Source organism: Lysinibacillus sp. 54212, assembly GCF_036662795.1.
Classification (GTDB): Bacteria; Bacillota; Bacilli; order Bacillales_A; family Planococcaceae; genus Lysinibacillus_B.
Map to the genome: position 1 here is coordinate 170,546 of NZ_JBAFWZ010000002.1, position 16,539 is coordinate 187,084.

The window sequence follows — 16,539 nt, forward strand, 5'->3', positions numbered from 1 at the left end:
CTATTTAAACAAAATAAAATCGAAATTAGAGGAGAATATTGTGGAATACGAATTTAAAGAACAATTTCGCCATGCTTTAGTCCAATGGTTCCAAAGAGAAAAAAGGGATTTGCCATGGCGTCATACAAAAGATCCTTATCAAATCTGGGTTTCTGAAGTAATGCTACAGCAAACAAGGGTTGATACAGTGATTCCATATTACGTTCGATTTATGGACAAATTTCCAACTGCCGAAAGCTTAGCTTACGCACCAGAAGAAGAATTATTAAAAATGTGGGAAGGCCTTGGGTACTATTCGCGTGTACGTAATTTACAAGCGGGTGTTCGTGAAGTAGTGGAAACATATAATGGAACTGTGCCTAATAATCGTGTAGATATTTCTAAATTAAAGGGAGTAGGACCGTATACAGCTGGAGCAATTTTAAGCATTGCATATGGCAAACCAGAGCATGCTGTGGATGGAAACGTCATGCGTGTTCTTAGTCGAGTACTGCTTATTAAGGAAGATATTGCTTTACCAAAAACGAAAAAGGTTTTTGAGGAGGCGGTGACCGAACTTATTGACCCTAACAATGCATCCTCATTTAATCAAGGTTTAATGGAGCTAGGGGCTTTAATTTGTACACCAACATCACCAAAATGCCTGCTTTGTCCTGTAAGGGATTATTGCCGTGCATTTGAAGAGGGAGATGCAGCCCAGCTACCTATTAAAACGAAAAAGGTGAAAATGAAGAACCTTGTTTATAAAGTGTTTATTGCCCGAAATAAAAACGGACACTACCTATTAGAAAAGCGTTCAGCCCAAGGTTTATTAGCTGGTATGTGGCAGTTTCCAATGATTGAACTAAAAAAAGATGCTAAGCCGCTGGAGCAATTTTCGAATCAGTATAACGTAACAATTACAAAAGAATATGGTCCTATTATTTCCTTTAAGCATGTGTTTTCTCATTTAACGTGGCATATTGAGGCAGAGTTAATGGAAGTTCAAACTATTGATGATGATGGCTTTTTTTCGAAGGAGCAGATTGCCCGTTTACCGATGCCTGTACCAATGCTGAAAATATGGGATGAAATAAAATAGATGAATAATTGAATCATTCTCTGCGCACAATAATGAGCGTGGAGGTGAATTCATTATGAAGCGAAATCGCAACGAACAGAAAGATCAGTCCCAAAACAAACAAGAGGCTCAAAAGCGCAAAAACCAAAACAACGAGCAGCAGTTCGAGGAGTTTGGTGCTGAGCAGGATTTCCAAGAAATGCAAAAGCAAAGTCAAAAAGCGAATCAACAGCAAAATCAAACTAATATGCAATTAGCTAAACGTAACAAGCAAAATAATAAGTTTTAAGCTAGGGCGTTGCTCTACGCAAATGAATTTCCTACAACGGTCGGCTTAGCAATTGCTAAGCCGGCTACTATAAAAATAGCAATAGTTTGTAATTTGAGGAAATAATCTCTTACTTTTACCCCGTATTATGAAATTTATGTTTTTCGACCTACACCTTTCTATCATCCATTGCTATAATAAGTAGGAGACTGCTATGAATGATAGCTTAGACGAAAAGGTGGGCTTAATATGGCATTACCAGTAGAAGGCGAAACGATACAAATACATAGCTATAAGCACAATGGTAGTATCCACCGTGTCTGGCAAGAAACGATGGTTTTAAAAGGGACAAAAAATATTGTCATTGGTGCAAATGAAAAAACGCTTGTCACAGAGTCGGATGGTCGTACATGGCTTACGCGTGAACCTTCAATTTGTTACTTTCATGCTGAGCATTGGTTCAATATAATATGTATGCTTCGTGAGGATGGAGTGTATTATTATTGCAATATGAGTTCGCCGTTTGTATACGATAATAATGCATTAAAATATATTGATTATGATTTAGATGTTAAGGTATTTCCGGATATGTCCTACACATTATTAGATGAAGATGAATATGAGCAGCATAGTAAGGAAATGGCTTACCCAGAAGTAATTGATAAAATTTTAAAACGTAATTTAGCTAAATTAATTAGTTGGATTCGGCAACGCAGAGGTCCATTTGCACCAGACTTTATTGAGGTATGGACGAATCGTTATGAGCTTTACCGTGAAATTCAAGAAGAACAACAATAATTTACTATGAAGGGGTCGTCCAGTTGGGCGACTCTTCTCTTTTACGAAAAATGATCTTTTCCTTTATAAAATTCTTTAGCTTGTTTTATGAAGTATTTTTCTAACATAAAAGCGAAAATAATAGTATAGTTAGTCTCGTTATCAAACATAGAGAGAAGAAATAAAGGAAGTGTAGGAAAGAATGGACAGCGTAAAAAGATATATGCGCTTCGTAAAACCTTATACATGGATGTTGATACTAACAATAATTATTGGGATTTTAAAATTTGCAATACCGCTTTTTATTCCTGTATTAATTCAAATTGTTATTGATGATATTATCGGCTCCGAAGTATTAACATCAGAGGAAATGACGAGGCAGCTGATGTCCTGGCTTGGAGGGACAGTGATTGTATTTTTTATAATACGTCCACCAATTGAATATTATCGCCAGTACTTTGCACAGCATTTAAGCAATAAAATTTTATTTGATATTCGAAAAGAATTATACGGCCACTTGCAAAGACTTAGCTTGAAATATTATGCCAATACACGAGCCGGTGAAGTGATTTCGCGTGTAATAAACGATGTAGAGCAAACGAAAAACTTTGTTATGATTGGGCTTATGAACTTATGGCTAGATCTAGCAACGATACTAATTGCCATCTCTATTATGCTAACGATGAATGTGAAGCTCACTCTTGTTTCTTTAATTGCATTCCCGTTCTATGCATTTAGCGTGAAGTATTTCTTTGGCCGCTTACGTAGTTTGACACGTCAACGTTCACAAGCTTTAGCAGGTGTGCAAAGCTATTTGCATGAACGTGTTACAGGTATGAGTATTATTAAAAGCTTTACACTTGAGAAGCATGAGCAACAAATTTTCGATGAAACCAATGGAGAATTTTTAAATAAAGCACTCCATCATTCGAAATGGAATGCAAAATCCTTTGCCGTTGTAAACACAATCACGGATGTGGCCCCACTCCTTGTTATTGGTTATGCAGGCTATCAAGTAATTCAAGGTGATTTGACGTTAGGTGTGATGGTAGCTTTTATCGCTTATATTGAAAGGCTGTATGGACCTCTTCGTCGATTAGTGAGCTCATCGACTACTTTAACGCAGTCAATTGCCTCGATGGACCGAATGTTTGAATTAATGGATGAAAAGTATGATGTCCAAAATAAAGAACATGCAATAGAGCTGACAAACGTAAAAGGAAAAGTTTCGTTTGAACAGGTTTTCTTCCGCTATGAGCAGGAGGGGAAAACAGTACTAAATAATGTGGATTTTACGATCAATCCTGGTGAAACAGCGGCATTTGTAGGTATGAGTGGTGGCGGCAAATCAACAATTGTTAGTCTTATTCCACGCTTTTATGATGCGACTGACGGAGCTGTAAAAATAGATGATTTAAATATTAAAGATGTAAACCTGAAATCTTTACGATCTCAAATTGGGATCGTCTTACAGGACAATATATTATTTAGCGACTCGGTTAAGCAAAATATACTAATGGGCAAGCCAGATGCTACGGATGAAGAAGTCATTGCTGCTGCTAAGGCTGCAAATGCACATGAGTTCATTATGGGGTTGCCTGATGGCTATGATACAAAGGTTGGAGAGCGCGGTGTCAAACTGTCAGGTGGGCAAAAGCAACGTGTTGCGATTGCACGCGTATTTCTAAAAGATCCACCAATCCTTGTATTAGATGAAGCGACATCTGCACTGGATTTGGAAAGTGAAGCGTTAATTCAAGATTCGTTAGAACGCTTAGCTCATGACAGAACAACAATCGTCATTGCCCACCGATTATCAACAGTTACACACGCCGATAAAATTTTCGTCATTGATCATGGTGAGCTTGTAGAGTCTGGGAATCATGAAACCTTAATGAAACAACAAGGCGTTTACTTTAATTTGTTTCAAGTACAAAAATTAGACTAATAAAAAACGAAATCCGACAAATCGGGTTTCGTTTTTTTCTATTTACATCGAAGTAATTAATTTGAAAACTTTTTAATATATTTAAGAAGGCGTGCATATATAAATCTATCAGAAGTAAAAAAATAGAGATTAAGAGATTAGATTAGTATATTTCAAATTTATTTTTCTTTCACATTACAGGGGAGGCGTCGGGATGCAACGAAAAAACATTCTTGAAGTAAAAGACTTGGAGACGACTTTCTTTACAGATGATGGCAACATTTCAGCGGTTGACCATATTAGCTTTTCGATACACGAAGGGGAGATTTTAGCCATTGTAGGTGAATCCGGTTGTGGAAAGAGTGTAACATCACTATCTATTATGGGACTTGTTCCAGATCCACCTGGAAAAATTACATCCGGCGAAATTTTATTAGAAGGAAAGGATTTAACGAAGCTTTCAGAACGAGAGATGCGAAGGATTCGTGGTAACGATGTAGCAATGATTTTTCAGGAGCCGATGACGTCATTGAATCCACTGTTTACTATAGGGAATCAACTTATTGAAGCAATTTCAATTCATAACAAAAAACTGTCAAAAAAAGAAGCCATCAAAAAAGCAATTGAAATAATGAAGCTTGTAGGGCTGCCTCGAGCAGAGGAGTTAATGAAGGAATATCCACATCAGCTATCGGGAGGTATGAGACAGCGTGTCATGATTGCGATGGCACTTCTGTGTGATCCAAGGATTTTAATTGCAGATGAGCCGACAACAGCCCTTGATGTAACGATTCAAGCCCAAATACTAAAGCTTATGAAGGATTTAAATAAGAGACTTGGGACAGCGATTCTACTTATTACACATGATTTAGGAGTCGTTGCAGAAACGTGTGAGCGTGTCATTGTTATGTATGCAGGTCAAATCGTAGAACAGGCACCTGTGGAGGAAATTTTTAAAAATCCACAGCATCCCTATACAAAGGGACTTATTCAATCCGTTCCTGATATGCGCTTTAAAAAGGGCAGCTTATATTCAATTCCAGGCAATGTACCGAGGCCCGGCTCCATTAAGGTCGGTTGTCGTTTTGCGCCGCGCTGCGAATTTGCACATGAGCGCTGTATGACGGAAAACCCTGGTTTGTATGCAGCATCAATAAAGCATGAGGCTCGATGCTTTTTGCTAGAGGGAACAGGAGGGGAAGTCCTTGTCGAAAGTGCTACTCAAAGTTGAAAACTTAAAAAAATATTTTCCTATTCGTTCTGGAATATTCTCTAGAAAAAAAAGCGATGTCAAGGCAGTTGATGATATTTCATTTGAAGTATACGAAGGAGAGACACTCGGCATTGTTGGGGAATCTGGCTGCGGAAAATCAACAACAGGGCGGGTCATTATGCAACTGCATGAGGCAACGAGTGGCAAAGTGACTTTTAACGATGTGGAATTAACAACGCTATCCTCAAAGCAAATGCGAAAAGCAAGACGAGATATTCAAATGGTGTTTCAGGACCCATACGCTTCACTAAATCCGAGGCATACAGTCCAAAAGATTCTAGAGGAGCCATTAATCGTACATGGGATAGGTACAGCCGAGGAACGGAAGCAAAAGGTTCAAGAATATTTGGAAATAGTGGGCTTAAGTGCGTATCATGCAAAACGATATCCTCATCAGTTTAGTGGTGGGCAGCGACAGCGTATTGGAATTGCACGAGCGCTGATGACAAATCCGAAGCTAATTATTGCAGATGAGCCTGTTTCGGCACTAGACGTTTCGATTCAAGCCCAGGTGTTGAATTTAATGCAAAGGCTTCAACAAGATCTAAAACTAACCTATATCTTTATTGCCCATGATTTAGGTGTCGTTCGACATATTAGTGATCGAGTTGGCGTAATGTATCTCGGAAGAATGGTAGAGCTAGCAGGTAGTGAAACACTTTATGAGGAGCCTCTTCATCCGTACACGCAGGCTTTACTTTCAGCTGTACCGGTTCCTGATCCCGTCTATCTCCGTGAGCAAATAATACTGCAAGGTGATATACCAAGTCCATCGAATCCACCGAACGGCTGCACATTTCATACACGCTGTCCATTTGCGACAGATATTTGTAAAACGACAGTCCCGGTATTCATGGAAGTTAAGCAAGGTCATTCTGTTGCGTGTCACTTATATAGTGAAGCGTAGTGTTAATGATAATAGATACAATAAAAGGAGGGGTTTCAATTGAGAAAAAAGCAATGGCTTCTAGGCTTTTTCTTACTATTAGTTTTTTCAGTTATACTAGCAGCTTGTAATTCTGATTCAACAGATGAAGGTGCGGAAGGAAATGATGATAGCGATAAAGAATCATCAAAACCGCAAATTTTAGTATTTGGTCGAGGTGCAGATTCTGTTTCACTTGATCCGGCTATCGTTACAGATGGCGAGTCATTTAAAGTGACACAAAATGTGTTTGAAACGCTTTTAAACTTTGGAGATGAAGATACAACAATCCACCCTAGTTTGGCTAAAAGCTGGGAAATTAGTGAGGATGGCTTAACGTATACGTTCAAGCTCCAGGAAGTTGTTAAATTCCACGATGGAACAGATTTTAATGCTGAGGCAGTAGTGAAAAATGTAGATCGCTGGAAAGCAGGAACAGAAGATGCTTTCTACTACTTTAATTCTATGTTTAAGGCTGAAGGTGAGGATATTATTACGGAGGTAGTAGCAGAGGATGATTATACGGTCATCTTTAAACTATCTCGTCCACAGGCGCCATTCTTGAAAAATTTAGCGATGAGTCCGTTTGGCATTGCTTCACCAACTGAATTTGAAAAAACAGGGGATAAATTTGGTGATAATCCAGTAGGAACAGGTCCGTTCAAATTTACAGAATGGAAGCGAAACGATTCGATTACGATCGAAAAATTTGAAGACTATTGGCAAGAAGGTTTACCAAAGCTAGATAAAGTAATTTTCCGTTCTATTCCTGATAACTCTGCTCGTTTAAATGCTTTAACAGCAGGTGATATCGATTTAGCAGACGGAATTAATCCATCAGATGGAAAAGGGATTGAAGCAAATTCTGCACTTAAATTAATCGAGCGTCCATCAATGAATATTGGTTATTTAGGCTTAACAAATACACGTCCGCCATTTGACAATGTGTTAGTTCGTCAAGCTGTTAACCACGCGATCGACAAGCAAGGTATTGTAGATGCATTCTTTGAGGGGCGTGCACAACCGGCAGTAAATCCAATGCCTCCATCGATTAGTGGCTATAACGATGAAGTGAAAGGGTATGAATACAATCCTGAAAAGGCAAAGGAATTATTAAAAGAGGCTGGCTATGATGGCTCTGAAATTGAGTTATGGGCAATGCCTGTGCCACGCCCATATATGCCTGACGGAGCGAAAGTTGCACAAGTAATTCAGAAAAACTTAGAGGATGTAGGGATTCCATCTAAAATCGTTACATTTGAGTGGGCAACGTATTTAGAGAAAACGAAAAATGGTGAAGCAGACGCATTCATGCTAGGCTGGACAGGTGATAACGGGGATGCAGACAACTTCATCTACACATTACTTGATAAAGATAATATCGGTAGCAATAACTATGCATATTACTCAAACGATAAAGTGCACGATTTATTAATTGCTGCACAATCAGAAATAGATGAGGCAGTACGTAATGACCTTTACAAGCAAGCGCAAGAGATTATTCACGAGGAAGCGCCGTGGGTACCACTAGCACACTCAACACCATTACTTGCTGCAAAAGCTGGTGTAAAAGGGTTCCTACCACATCCAACGGGCTCTGATCGTTTACTAAACGTAACAATGGAATAGGTGATAAGGGAGGATACAATGCCTCCCTTTTCTCACAGTAGAGGAAAGTGTGAATTTTTGGGGATTTAGCAGTGTCTAGCTCTAGCACCTAGCTGCTTGAGGTCGCTTCGGGCTCTCCAGTGCTTGCGCTTTTCTTAGTAATTAAGCGAATGAAAATATGAATATGTGCATAAGAGGAAACACTATCTCGCCTACGCTACAGCGAGATGTGTTTTTCTAAAGTTCAGAGGGAGAGGTGAAGGAAATGCTGCACTACATAGGCAAACGGCTACTGCATTTAATTCCCGTTTTGCTTGGTATGACGTTTGTTGTCTTTTTAATTATCCGAGCGATTCCAGGAGACCCAGCTCAAGTTATTTTAGGTCAGCAGGCAACAGCTGATGCAATTGCAGCGCTACGTGAATCACTCGGTCTAAATAATCCTTGGTACATTCAATATGTCGATTATTTAAAAGGAATTGTGACGGGAGATTTAGGGGATTCATTACGTACAAAGCAGCCTATTCTTACCGAAGTGTGGCCACATTTAGCTGCAACAATTGAGCTTGCTCTTTTTGCAATGATAATCGCTATTATTGTAGGGATGAATGCGGGTATTATTTCGGCATGGTTTCAAAATTCATGGTTCGATTATATTGCGATGATAGTGGCACTGATAGGTGTTTCCATGCCGATTTTCTGGCTTGGATTAATGGAACAATGGATTTTTAGTATTAATTTAGGATGGCTACCGACTTCGGGAAGAGAGGAAGTACGTGATCCGATTGCTGCCATTACACATTTATATTTAGTGGATACATTATTGCAAGGTCGCTTTGATCAATTCCTAGTTGTCATAAAGCATTTGATACTACCAGGAGTGGCGCTTGCAACAATACCGACAGCCATTATTGCTCGGATTACACGTGCATCCATGCTAGAAGTGATGCGCTCTGACTTTGTACGAACTGCACGTGCAAAAGGACAGAAAATGTTCGTTGTTATTTATAAGCATGCTCTAAAAAATGCACTTATCCCTATTTTGACGGTTATTGGCTTACAAACTGGACTGCTTTTAGGTGGGGCTATTTTAACGGAAACAATTTTTAGTTGGCCGGGTATTGGCCGGTATATTTATGAAGCAATCGGATTCCGAGATTATCCTGTTGTTCAATCTGGCATTTTAATTATTGCGTTCTTATTCGTTATGATTAATTTAATTGTTGATATATTATATACAGCCATTGATACAAGGATTAAATACAACTAGGGGGGTGAGCATATGTCTGAAATCGTTTCTAAGGCTATACCTGAGGTGAGCGATGGAGAGCGTGCTATCGGTCCATGGAAAACAGCATGGCGAAGCTTTAAAAAAAGTAAATCTGCCCTTGTTGGAACGGCAATCGTTGTATTCTTTATTGCACTAGCCATTCTAGGTCCTTTTATCGCCCCTTACGGAGATAATGAACAACAGCTTACACAACGGTTATTAGCTCCGTCGAGTGAGCATTGGTTTGGAACGGATGATTTAGGGCGTGATATTTTTTCACGTATTTTACACGGAGCTAAAATTTCATTAACAGTAGGTTTTGCGGCTGTTGCTCTGTCAGCTACTGTAGGTACCTTCTTAGGTATTATTGCTGGCTACTACGGGAGATGGGTTGATACGATTATTTCTCGTCTATTTGATATTATGCTTGCCTTTCCGAGTATTCTACTAGCAATTGCGATTGTATCGGTATTAGGCCCTTCTCTGCAAAATGCACTCATTGCTATTGCCATTATTAATGTACCGAATTTCGGACGGCTTATCCGTTCTCGTGTATTAACAATTAAAGAAGAAGAATATATTCACGCTGCAAAGGCGATTGGGATGAAAAACACACGGATCTTATGGCGACATATTTTACCGAACGCAATGACACCTATTATTGTTCAAGGTACATTAGCCATCGCTACTGCTATTATTGAAGCAGCTGCACTAGGGTTTTTAGGGTTAGGCGCTGAACCTAGTCAGCCGGAATGGGGAAGAATGCTTGCTGATTCTCGTATTTTCCTACTGAATGCGCCATGGGCTATGATTTTTCCGGGACTAGCTATTATGTTGACGGTTATTGGCTTTAATTTAATGGGGGATGGCTTGCGAGACGCGCTTGACCCGAAAATGAAAAATTAAAGAGACACATCTCGATCTGCTTTGGTCGAGATGTGTCTTTTCGTTTTAATAAAATTCTTCTTCTAAGTCTTCGTTTTTTTCCTTACTATGGTAGCTACGGTAGGACACGATAAGCGTATCTAAATGCTCTAGATTTTCCTCATAATCTAAAATACGCGATAAAATATAGAGCAAGTGATAGCTTGAAAACTCTTCTTCATCTTCTAGCTCTTGTGCTAAGGCAATTTGTTTAATGAAAATTTCCATCACTTCATTACGTTGTAAATACTCATCATGCTGTGACCACTGCGAATGCTCGGGTTTTAGCTTCCCTGTATACTTTAGTAGGAGCTGCTCATGATAAGTGAGTAAGAAATCTAAACGCTCTTGAATCATTAAACGGAACTGATCTGGTAAATTGCCAAGTTCATTTTCATGCTTATGAAGGCGGTTTAATAGCTCTAGGCTTTTTTTCGATGTAACAATCATTTGACGATAGACAACAAGTTTTCGTGCCTTAACATATTTTCGATTTCTAAAATAGCTACGTTCTTCCTTATAAAAACTATATAGAATATCCACGTCTGCTATTCGATTGTTCAGCTTTGTTAATGCCATCTTTGTTGAAGTATGCTCACTTGCCTGACGAACAGCAAGACGAGTCCAACGAATAATGTCATCTTGCAACGAGTTAATCGTTGTAAATAACTTAACCTCATAACGCGGAGGTATAAACACCAGATTTACTACAAATGCTGCAAAAACTCCGACCATCACAGTAGCAAAACGGATTAGTCCAAACATTAAAAATTCATCACCTTGAACTTCCATGATTGCAACGACTGTAACAAGTGCAAGTGTTACGGATTTCTCCAATTTAAATTTAATCATAAGCCCAATTACAATAATAGCGGCAATTCCAATCGCTACTATATGATGGCCGAATAATAAGCCAAAAATTACCGCCACGACAGCTCCGATTAAATTACCCTGTACTTGCTCTAAAATCGTTAAATATGAACGATAAATAGATGGCTGAATAGCGAAAATAGCAGCAATTCCAGCAAATACAGGTGAAGGTAGATGCAGTAATTCAGCAAGAAATAGCGCGAAAACAATAGCAACACCAGTTTTAAAAACACGGGCACCTAATTTCATAGAAAATTAAGTCCTCTCTTTCAATAAAAATTACATTACCGAAACACTCCTACTATTAGGCCTACAACTGTGAGAATGCATAATGAACTGCATCGATTGTTTCGATAATATCTTGTTCCTTGTGCTCAGTCGTTAAGAACCAAGCCTCGTATTTTGAAGGAGCTAGATTAATGCCCTTTGCTAGCATTAATTTAAAGAAGCGACCAAAAATTTCGCCATTTGAATTTTCAGCTTGATCATAGTTTTCTACGGTTTCATCAGTAAAGTAAATTGTCAGTGCGCCTTTTAAGCGATTAACTGTAATGGTTACATTATGCTTCTCGGCAGCCTCTAAAATACCTTTTTCAAGCATAGCACCAAGGCGATCCATTTCATCATAAATACCAGGCTGCTGTAATACTTCCAAACAAGCAATACCAGCTAACATAGACGCTGGGTTTCCTGCCATTGTTCCTGCTTGATAGGCGGGACCAAGTGGAGCAACTGTTTCCATCACTTCCTTACGACCACCGTAAGCGCCAATCGGCAAGCCACCACCGATTACTTTCCCCATTGCTACTAAGTCAGGCGTTAAGCCGAGCATTGTATGTGCCGCCCCGTAATGGAAACGGAATGCCGTAATGACTTCATCGTGAATCGTTAATGCGCCGTACTGTTTAGCAAGTGCGTGAACATGCTCTAAAAAGCCAGGCTTCGGTTCTACAATACCGAAGTTACCGACGATTGGTTCGATTAAAATACCAGCTGCTTGATCTCCCCAACGTTCCATCGCTAACGTGAATTCTTCTTTATTATTAAACGGCACCGTAATCACTTCTGTTGCCACAGATTGGGGGACCCCTGCTGAATCCGGTGTGCCTAGTGTTGCTGGCCCAGAGCCTGCTGCTACAAGTACTTGATCAAAGTGTCCGTGATAGCAGCCTGCGAATTTAATAATTTTATTGCGTCCTGTATAAGCGCGAGCAATTCGAACTGTTGTCATAACAGCTTCTGTACCGGAGTTGTTAAAGCGGACTTTATCTAGAGTAGGAATTGCATCCTTTAGCATTTTCGCGAATTTCACCTCATGCTCAGTAGGTGTCCCGAATAATACACCTGTCTGTGCTGCATGAGTAATGGCCTTTGCAATATGAGGATGCCCATGCCCTGTAACAATCGGTCCGTACGCAGCTAAGTAATCGATGTATCGATTGCCGTCAACATCATAAAAATATGCACCTTCACCGCGCGCCATAACTACTGGTGCACCGCCTCCAACAGCTTTATATGACCGCGATGGGCTATTGACACCGCCTACAATATGTTCACATGCTTCTTTATAAATTGCTTCAGATTTTGAATGATTCATTGTTTTGCCTCCAAACGAACTTTGTACACTCTATTGTAGACTGATTTTCCCTTTAGTGCCAAAGAAATTGAAAGACTAACGAGACTTCGGTACGATAGAGAAAAGATGGGGAGGGTTTTACAATATGACTTTACAAAACGAGTTAGCACCACAGTTTACATTACCGAATGAAAATGGAGAGAGTGTAAGTTTAGCAGACTTCAAAGGGAAGAATGTAGTGCTCTATTTTTATCCAAAAGACATGACACCAGGATGTACGACGCAAGCATGTGATTTTAGAGATGCTTACACAGATTTTTCAGATTTAAATGCAGTTATTTTAGGCGTTAGCATGGATGATGAGAAAAAGCATACAAAATTTATTGAAAAGCATGAGCTGCCGTTTTCGTTATTAGTAGATGAGGATCATGAGGTTGCAGAAAAATATGGTGTATGGGTACTAAAGAAAATGTACGGACGTGAATACATGGGTATTGAACGTTCTACGTTTTTAATAAATGAAGCCGGCATCGTTGTAAAAGAATGGCGCAAAGTTCGAGTGAAAAATCATATCGAGGATGTTTTATCTTATTTAAAAGGAGCGAAATAAATGAGAGTATATTTTACGTTTGAACCAAGGGAAGATTTACAAGCACCATTAGTAGCTGAATTCCCATCGGTTGATTTTATTTTCGATAAAGCTCTACGTGATGAGGAATTAGCAAAGGCAGATATATTAGTTACATATGGTGAAGATTTAGATGATGAGAAAATTGTCATTGCGAAAAACGTACAATGGATTTTCGTTGCTTCAGCAGGTGTAGAGAAAATGCCGGCTCGTGCGATTGCGGAACGTGGGATTTATGTTTCAAATGTGCGCGGCATTCATAAAAAGCCAATGACGGAATCGATTTTAGCTCATATTTTATCTATTAAACGTGCTCTTCCGTTTATCTATGAGATGCAAAAAAAAGGTGAATGGAACAAAAAAGCGCGTCTTTCAGAATTAAACGGAAGTACAGCGGTAATTTTAGGACCTGGTGCAATTGGTGCTGAAATCGGCCGTATCTTACAAGCATTTGATGTTTACACTATTGGATGTAACCGAAGTGGCGAGGTTGTACCTTTTATGAATGAAACGCATCGTATACCAAATTTAATGGACGTACTACCAAAAGCGGATATTGTTATCTCAATGCTACCAAGTACAGAAGAAACAAAGCATTTATTATCCCGTAAACATTTTGAGGTTATGAAAGATTCGGCTATTTTTATGAATTTCGGTCGCGGAGATCTAGTACAAACGGAAGTAATAGTTGATGTATTACAGGATGGATTAATTGCCCATGCTGTCTTAGACGTTTATGAAGTAGAGCCACTTCCAGAGGATAGCCCGCTTTGGAAATTGAGCAATGTGACACTCTCACCCCATTTTTCGAGTCACTCCTCAAAATATGTTGAACGTAGCTTAGACATTTTTAGACCAAGCCTAAAGAAATGGTTAAATGGAGAACGGAAATTAGAAAACGAAATGAATTTGCTGAGAGGATATTAACTTTGTAAAGTGAAAAAGTGTGTATTATCATTTGAGAAACTGTAATTGAGAATTAAATATTCTATTTAGTCGAAATGGCTTCATACATTCGTGCGTTTAATAAGGAAATGTTGACAACCTGTGGACAAATTAGTTACACTATTTGTAACAATTATAAATTAATAATTATGTATAAGAGAGGTGCATGGCGATGTCTGAAATGCATTTGAAGGATGCGCTGGACACGTTAAAGACTACTGGTGTAAGGATTACTCCGCAGCGTCATGCTATTTTGGAATATTTAATTCATTCAATGAATCATCCAACGGCAGATGATATTTATAAAGCGCTGGAAGGTAAATTCCCTAATATGAGTGTAGCTACCGTATATAATAATTTACGTGTATTTCGCGAAGTAGGCTTAGTAAAGGAATTAACTTATGGCGACGCAGCTAGTCGTTTTGATTTTGTAACGAACGATCACTATCACATGATTTGTGAATGCTGTGGCAAAATTGTAGACTTTCATTATCCGGGGCTTAACGAAGTAGAGCAGTTTGCATCACATGTAACAGGATTCGAAGTTAACTCACATCGTTTAGAAGTATATGGAACATGTCCAGACTGTGTAGAAGGTCGAAACCAAAAAGTATTATAACAATACTAGCCTAGTTGCTCATGCTACTAGGCTTTCTTTTTGTAGAATGAAGCGTAAAATAATACCTATTGAAAAAAGCCGGCACATGCCAGCTATTATTGTTTCTTACTATTATAGTTTTGATCGAATTCTTTACCTTCTAATGTAGAGTCTAAAGTAAGTGGTTCATTACAATACATACACATGTCTACTCTTCCAAGTACCTTTGTGTGTTTATTGCAGCTTGGACAAACGACCTGAACAGCCCGAGTAGATAGTAGACCAATCCAACCGTAGACAACTGTACTACCGATAATACAAAGCAGTCCCACTGTCATAAAAATTAATACTAAAATTTGATTTTCACGGAAGAAGATAGCGCCATACATAACAAAAAATCCGATAAAGATAAGTGATAACGCAAATGAACGGATTTTATTTATTTTATTACTATATTTTTTCATGTTCTTTGCCTCCCAATCTAATGATTACTATACCATAGATTGAATTTATTTTAGTATTATATTCTTTTAAGAGGATTTCTTCTATAGCATGTCGAAAAAAAAGACGTATAACATATAGTGTGATTTTGATAGGGGGTACTTTTATGGAACAGATTTTACGTCCAATTTACCAGGAGCGGGCAAGTCATCCCGATACGTTAGGTGTAATATTAGTTAGTAAGCGTGACGATGCAATGAATGTAACCGATACCTTTGATTATGTTCTATTGATTATTGTAAAAGAAGGCGAGCAACCAATTTTCACGAAGCATTATATGTATGGGAATTCTAAGATGGTTATGCATATCGTAACTGAAAAGCGACTTCGTAAATGGTTATTTATTGGATCGAATAGACGATTAGTAGATTGGATTTTCTTTGGCAAAGCTTTATTTGATCGAAATGAGTTTCTATATAAACTTCGCTCAGAGCTTCAGGAGTTTCCGTTCTATGGAAGGAAGATTAAAACAGGTATTCAATATAGTAAACTTATTAGACGTTATTTAGAGGGGAAGGAATTTTTTGAACGCGGGGATTATTTAGATGCTTATAACCATGTTGTTGATTCGCTCCATCATTTAGGTCGACTTGCTGTAATAGATAGTGGTCTATATCCAGAGGTAACTGTCTGGTCGCAGGTAAAAAAAATCGATCCGGCTATATATAAACTATATGAAGAGCTTGTAATGAGTAATGAAAGTTTAGAAAAGCGTTTAGAGTTATTGTTTTTAGCAAGTGAGTTTTTAATTAACTCAAGGACACATGACGGGGCGCAGCATATTTTAGAAGTTATGTTAACCCAAGAGATTTGGACTATTCAAGATTTACATTCGCATGATGAACTAAGTTACTATTCGACGGATTTAGAAGTATTTATGGAGCATTTAATAGATAAAGATTATATAATCGTGGAACCGGTTATTGCGAAAAATGAATCAGTATTCCATCGACAATATCGCATAGATAAAGCGTTTGTTGAAAGCGAATATGGCTTGTGAAATTGTATTCGAGGCATAGGATTGAGGCCTCGAATATTTTTTTGAATAAAGTGTTGACTTTTATAAAGAACATATTGTAATATATTAAATGTCGCTAAGACGTGACGCTTTAACCAAACAACTTATAACATTTTTAATACAAAACAACTTTTCTAAAAAAGGTTGTTGACAAACAAAATGTGAGATGTTAAATTAGAGAAGTCGCTTGAAACGGCAAACAAAATGAACCTTGAAAACTGAACAAGCAAAACGTTAACAATAAAGTTTCATATTAAACCATGAAACAAAAATTTTGGACATCAAAATTGATGCCAGCAAATGTTTTTGTGTATCGGAAGCGCAAGCGACAGATACAAACAATTTGAGCTAATCAAATTTCTTTTATGGAG

Annotated in this window: 16 protein-coding genes; 13 read left to right on the forward strand and 3 right to left on the reverse strand. The window is 38.4% G+C overall.

Annotation, left to right across the window (positions count from 1 at the left end):
- Positions 1–40: 40 nt before the first annotated feature.
- The 9 genes from mutY (at position 41) to nikC (ending at position 10,014) form a co-directional block, all read left to right on the forward strand.
- Positions 41–1,081, forward strand: a complete 1,041-nt coding sequence (mutY, locus tag V4T18_RS02625) for an A/G-specific adenine glycosylase (RefSeq protein WP_332646246.1) — start codon at positions 41–43, stop codon at positions 1,079–1,081.
- A 55-nt stretch (positions 1,082–1,136) separates the two neighbouring features.
- Positions 1,137–1,349 (forward strand): hypothetical protein, encoded by a 213-nt coding sequence (locus V4T18_RS02630; RefSeq protein WP_332646249.1) that lies wholly within the window; start codon positions 1,137–1,139, stop codon positions 1,347–1,349.
- Positions 1,350–1,577: 228 nt separating this feature from the next.
- Positions 1,578–2,126 carry a nucleoside tri-diphosphate phosphatase gene (ntdP, locus tag V4T18_RS02635; RefSeq protein ID WP_332646251.1) on the forward strand — a complete coding sequence of 183 codons (549 nt, stop codon included), beginning with the start codon at positions 1,578–1,580 and terminating at the stop codon, positions 2,124–2,126.
- A gap of 181 nt (positions 2,127–2,307) precedes the next feature.
- Positions 2,308–4,053, forward strand: coding sequence for an ABC transporter ATP-binding protein (locus V4T18_RS02640; protein ID WP_332646254.1), 1,746 nt, complete (start codon positions 2,308–2,310; stop codon positions 4,051–4,053).
- A gap of 193 nt (positions 4,054–4,246) precedes the next feature.
- The gene (locus tag V4T18_RS02645; protein WP_332646256.1) at positions 4,247–5,263 is read left to right on the forward strand and encodes an ABC transporter ATP-binding protein; all 1,017 of its coding nucleotides are present in this window, start codon (positions 4,247–4,249) and stop codon (positions 5,261–5,263) included.
- Positions 5,238–6,212, forward strand: a complete 975-nt coding sequence (locus V4T18_RS02650) for an ABC transporter ATP-binding protein (protein WP_332646258.1) — start codon at positions 5,238–5,240, stop codon at positions 6,210–6,212. The genes V4T18_RS02645 and V4T18_RS02650 overlap by 26 nt, the downstream gene beginning before the upstream one ends.
- Positions 6,213–6,251: 39 nt before the next feature.
- Entirely contained in the window at positions 6,252–7,859 is a 1,608-nt protein-coding gene (locus V4T18_RS02655; protein WP_332646260.1) for an ABC transporter substrate-binding protein, read from the forward strand.
- A 244-nt stretch (positions 7,860–8,103) separates the two neighbouring features.
- Positions 8,104–9,108 carry an ABC transporter permease gene (locus tag V4T18_RS02660; RefSeq protein WP_332646261.1) on the forward strand — a complete coding sequence of 335 codons (1,005 nt, stop codon included), beginning with the start codon at positions 8,104–8,106 and terminating at the stop codon, positions 9,106–9,108.
- Between the two features lie 12 nt (positions 9,109–9,120).
- Positions 9,121–10,014, forward strand: a complete 894-nt coding sequence (nikC, locus tag V4T18_RS02665; protein ID WP_332646263.1) for a nickel transporter permease — start codon at positions 9,121–9,123, stop codon at positions 10,012–10,014.
- Between the two features lie 45 nt (positions 10,015–10,059).
- On the opposite strand, the gene V4T18_RS02670 is transcribed toward nikC, so the two are convergent.
- On the reverse strand, positions 10,060–11,151 hold the full coding sequence (locus V4T18_RS02670; RefSeq protein WP_332646265.1) for an aromatic acid exporter family protein: 1,092 nt from the start codon (positions 11,149–11,151) through the stop codon (positions 10,060–10,062).
- Positions 11,152–11,212: 61 nt separating this feature from the next.
- Positions 11,213–12,499 (reverse strand): glutamate-1-semialdehyde 2,1-aminomutase, encoded by a 1,287-nt coding sequence (locus tag V4T18_RS02675; protein WP_332646267.1) that lies wholly within the window; start codon positions 12,497–12,499, stop codon positions 11,213–11,215.
- Between the two features lie 124 nt (positions 12,500–12,623).
- Between V4T18_RS02675 and bcp the strand changes: the two genes are divergently transcribed.
- From bcp to perR, 3 genes are all read left to right on the forward strand, one after another.
- Positions 12,624–13,088, forward strand: a complete 465-nt coding sequence (gene bcp / locus V4T18_RS02680) for a thioredoxin-dependent thiol peroxidase (protein ID WP_332646269.1) — start codon at positions 12,624–12,626, stop codon at positions 13,086–13,088.
- Positions 13,089–14,033 (forward strand): NAD(P)-dependent oxidoreductase, encoded by a 945-nt coding sequence (locus tag V4T18_RS02685; RefSeq protein ID WP_332646272.1) that lies wholly within the window; start codon positions 13,089–13,091, stop codon positions 14,031–14,033.
- A 190-nt stretch (positions 14,034–14,223) separates the two neighbouring features.
- Positions 14,224–14,670, forward strand: coding sequence for a peroxide-responsive transcriptional repressor PerR (gene perR, locus V4T18_RS02690; protein ID WP_332646274.1), 447 nt, complete (start codon positions 14,224–14,226; stop codon positions 14,668–14,670).
- 95 nt (positions 14,671–14,765) lie between these two features.
- On the opposite strand, the gene V4T18_RS02695 is transcribed toward perR, so the two are convergent.
- Positions 14,766–15,113, reverse strand: coding sequence for a YgzB family protein (locus V4T18_RS02695; RefSeq protein WP_332646278.1), 348 nt, complete (start codon positions 15,111–15,113; stop codon positions 14,766–14,768).
- Positions 15,114–15,256: 143 nt separating this feature from the next.
- Here V4T18_RS02695 and V4T18_RS02700 point away from each other — a divergent pair, with 143 nt between their 5' ends.
- Positions 15,257–16,150: a nucleotidyltransferase-like protein gene (locus V4T18_RS02700; RefSeq protein ID WP_332646280.1), complete on the forward strand. Its 894-nt coding sequence runs from the start codon at positions 15,257–15,259 to the stop codon at positions 16,148–16,150.
- Positions 16,151–16,539: the final 389 nt, after the last annotated feature.

Bases quoted from the DNA above. Each gene is read 5' to 3' on its own strand.
- V4T18_RS02630 (WP_332646249.1), top strand. From the start codon at position 1,137: ATGAAGCGAAATCGCAACGAACAGAAAGATCAGTCCCAAAACAAACAA.
- ntdP (WP_332646251.1), top strand. From the start codon at position 1,578: ATGGCATTACCAGTAGAAGGCGAAACGATACAAATACATAGCTATAAG.
- V4T18_RS02640 (WP_332646254.1), top strand. From the start codon at position 2,308: ATGGACAGCGTAAAAAGATATATGCGCTTCGTAAAACCTTATACATGG.
- V4T18_RS02645 (WP_332646256.1), top strand. From the start codon at position 4,247: ATGCAACGAAAAAACATTCTTGAAGTAAAAGACTTGGAGACGACTTTC.
- V4T18_RS02660 (WP_332646261.1), top strand. From the start codon at position 8,104: ATGCTGCACTACATAGGCAAACGGCTACTGCATTTAATTCCCGTTTTG.
- nikC (WP_332646263.1), top strand. From the start codon at position 9,121: ATGTCTGAAATCGTTTCTAAGGCTATACCTGAGGTGAGCGATGGAGAG.
- V4T18_RS02670 (WP_332646265.1), bottom strand. From the start codon at position 11,151: ATGAAATTAGGTGCCCGTGTTTTTAAAACTGGTGTTGCTATTGTTTTC.
- V4T18_RS02675 (WP_332646267.1), bottom strand. From the start codon at position 12,499: ATGAATCATTCAAAATCTGAAGCAATTTATAAAGAAGCATGTGAACAT.
- bcp (WP_332646269.1), top strand. From the start codon at position 12,624: ATGACTTTACAAAACGAGTTAGCACCACAGTTTACATTACCGAATGAA.
- V4T18_RS02685 (WP_332646272.1), top strand. From the start codon at position 13,089: ATGAGAGTATATTTTACGTTTGAACCAAGGGAAGATTTACAAGCACCA.
- perR (WP_332646274.1), top strand. From the start codon at position 14,224: ATGTCTGAAATGCATTTGAAGGATGCGCTGGACACGTTAAAGACTACT.
- V4T18_RS02695 (WP_332646278.1), bottom strand. From the start codon at position 15,113: ATGAAAAAATATAGTAATAAAATAAATAAAATCCGTTCATTTGCGTTA.
- V4T18_RS02700 (WP_332646280.1), top strand. From the start codon at position 15,257: ATGGAACAGATTTTACGTCCAATTTACCAGGAGCGGGCAAGTCATCCC.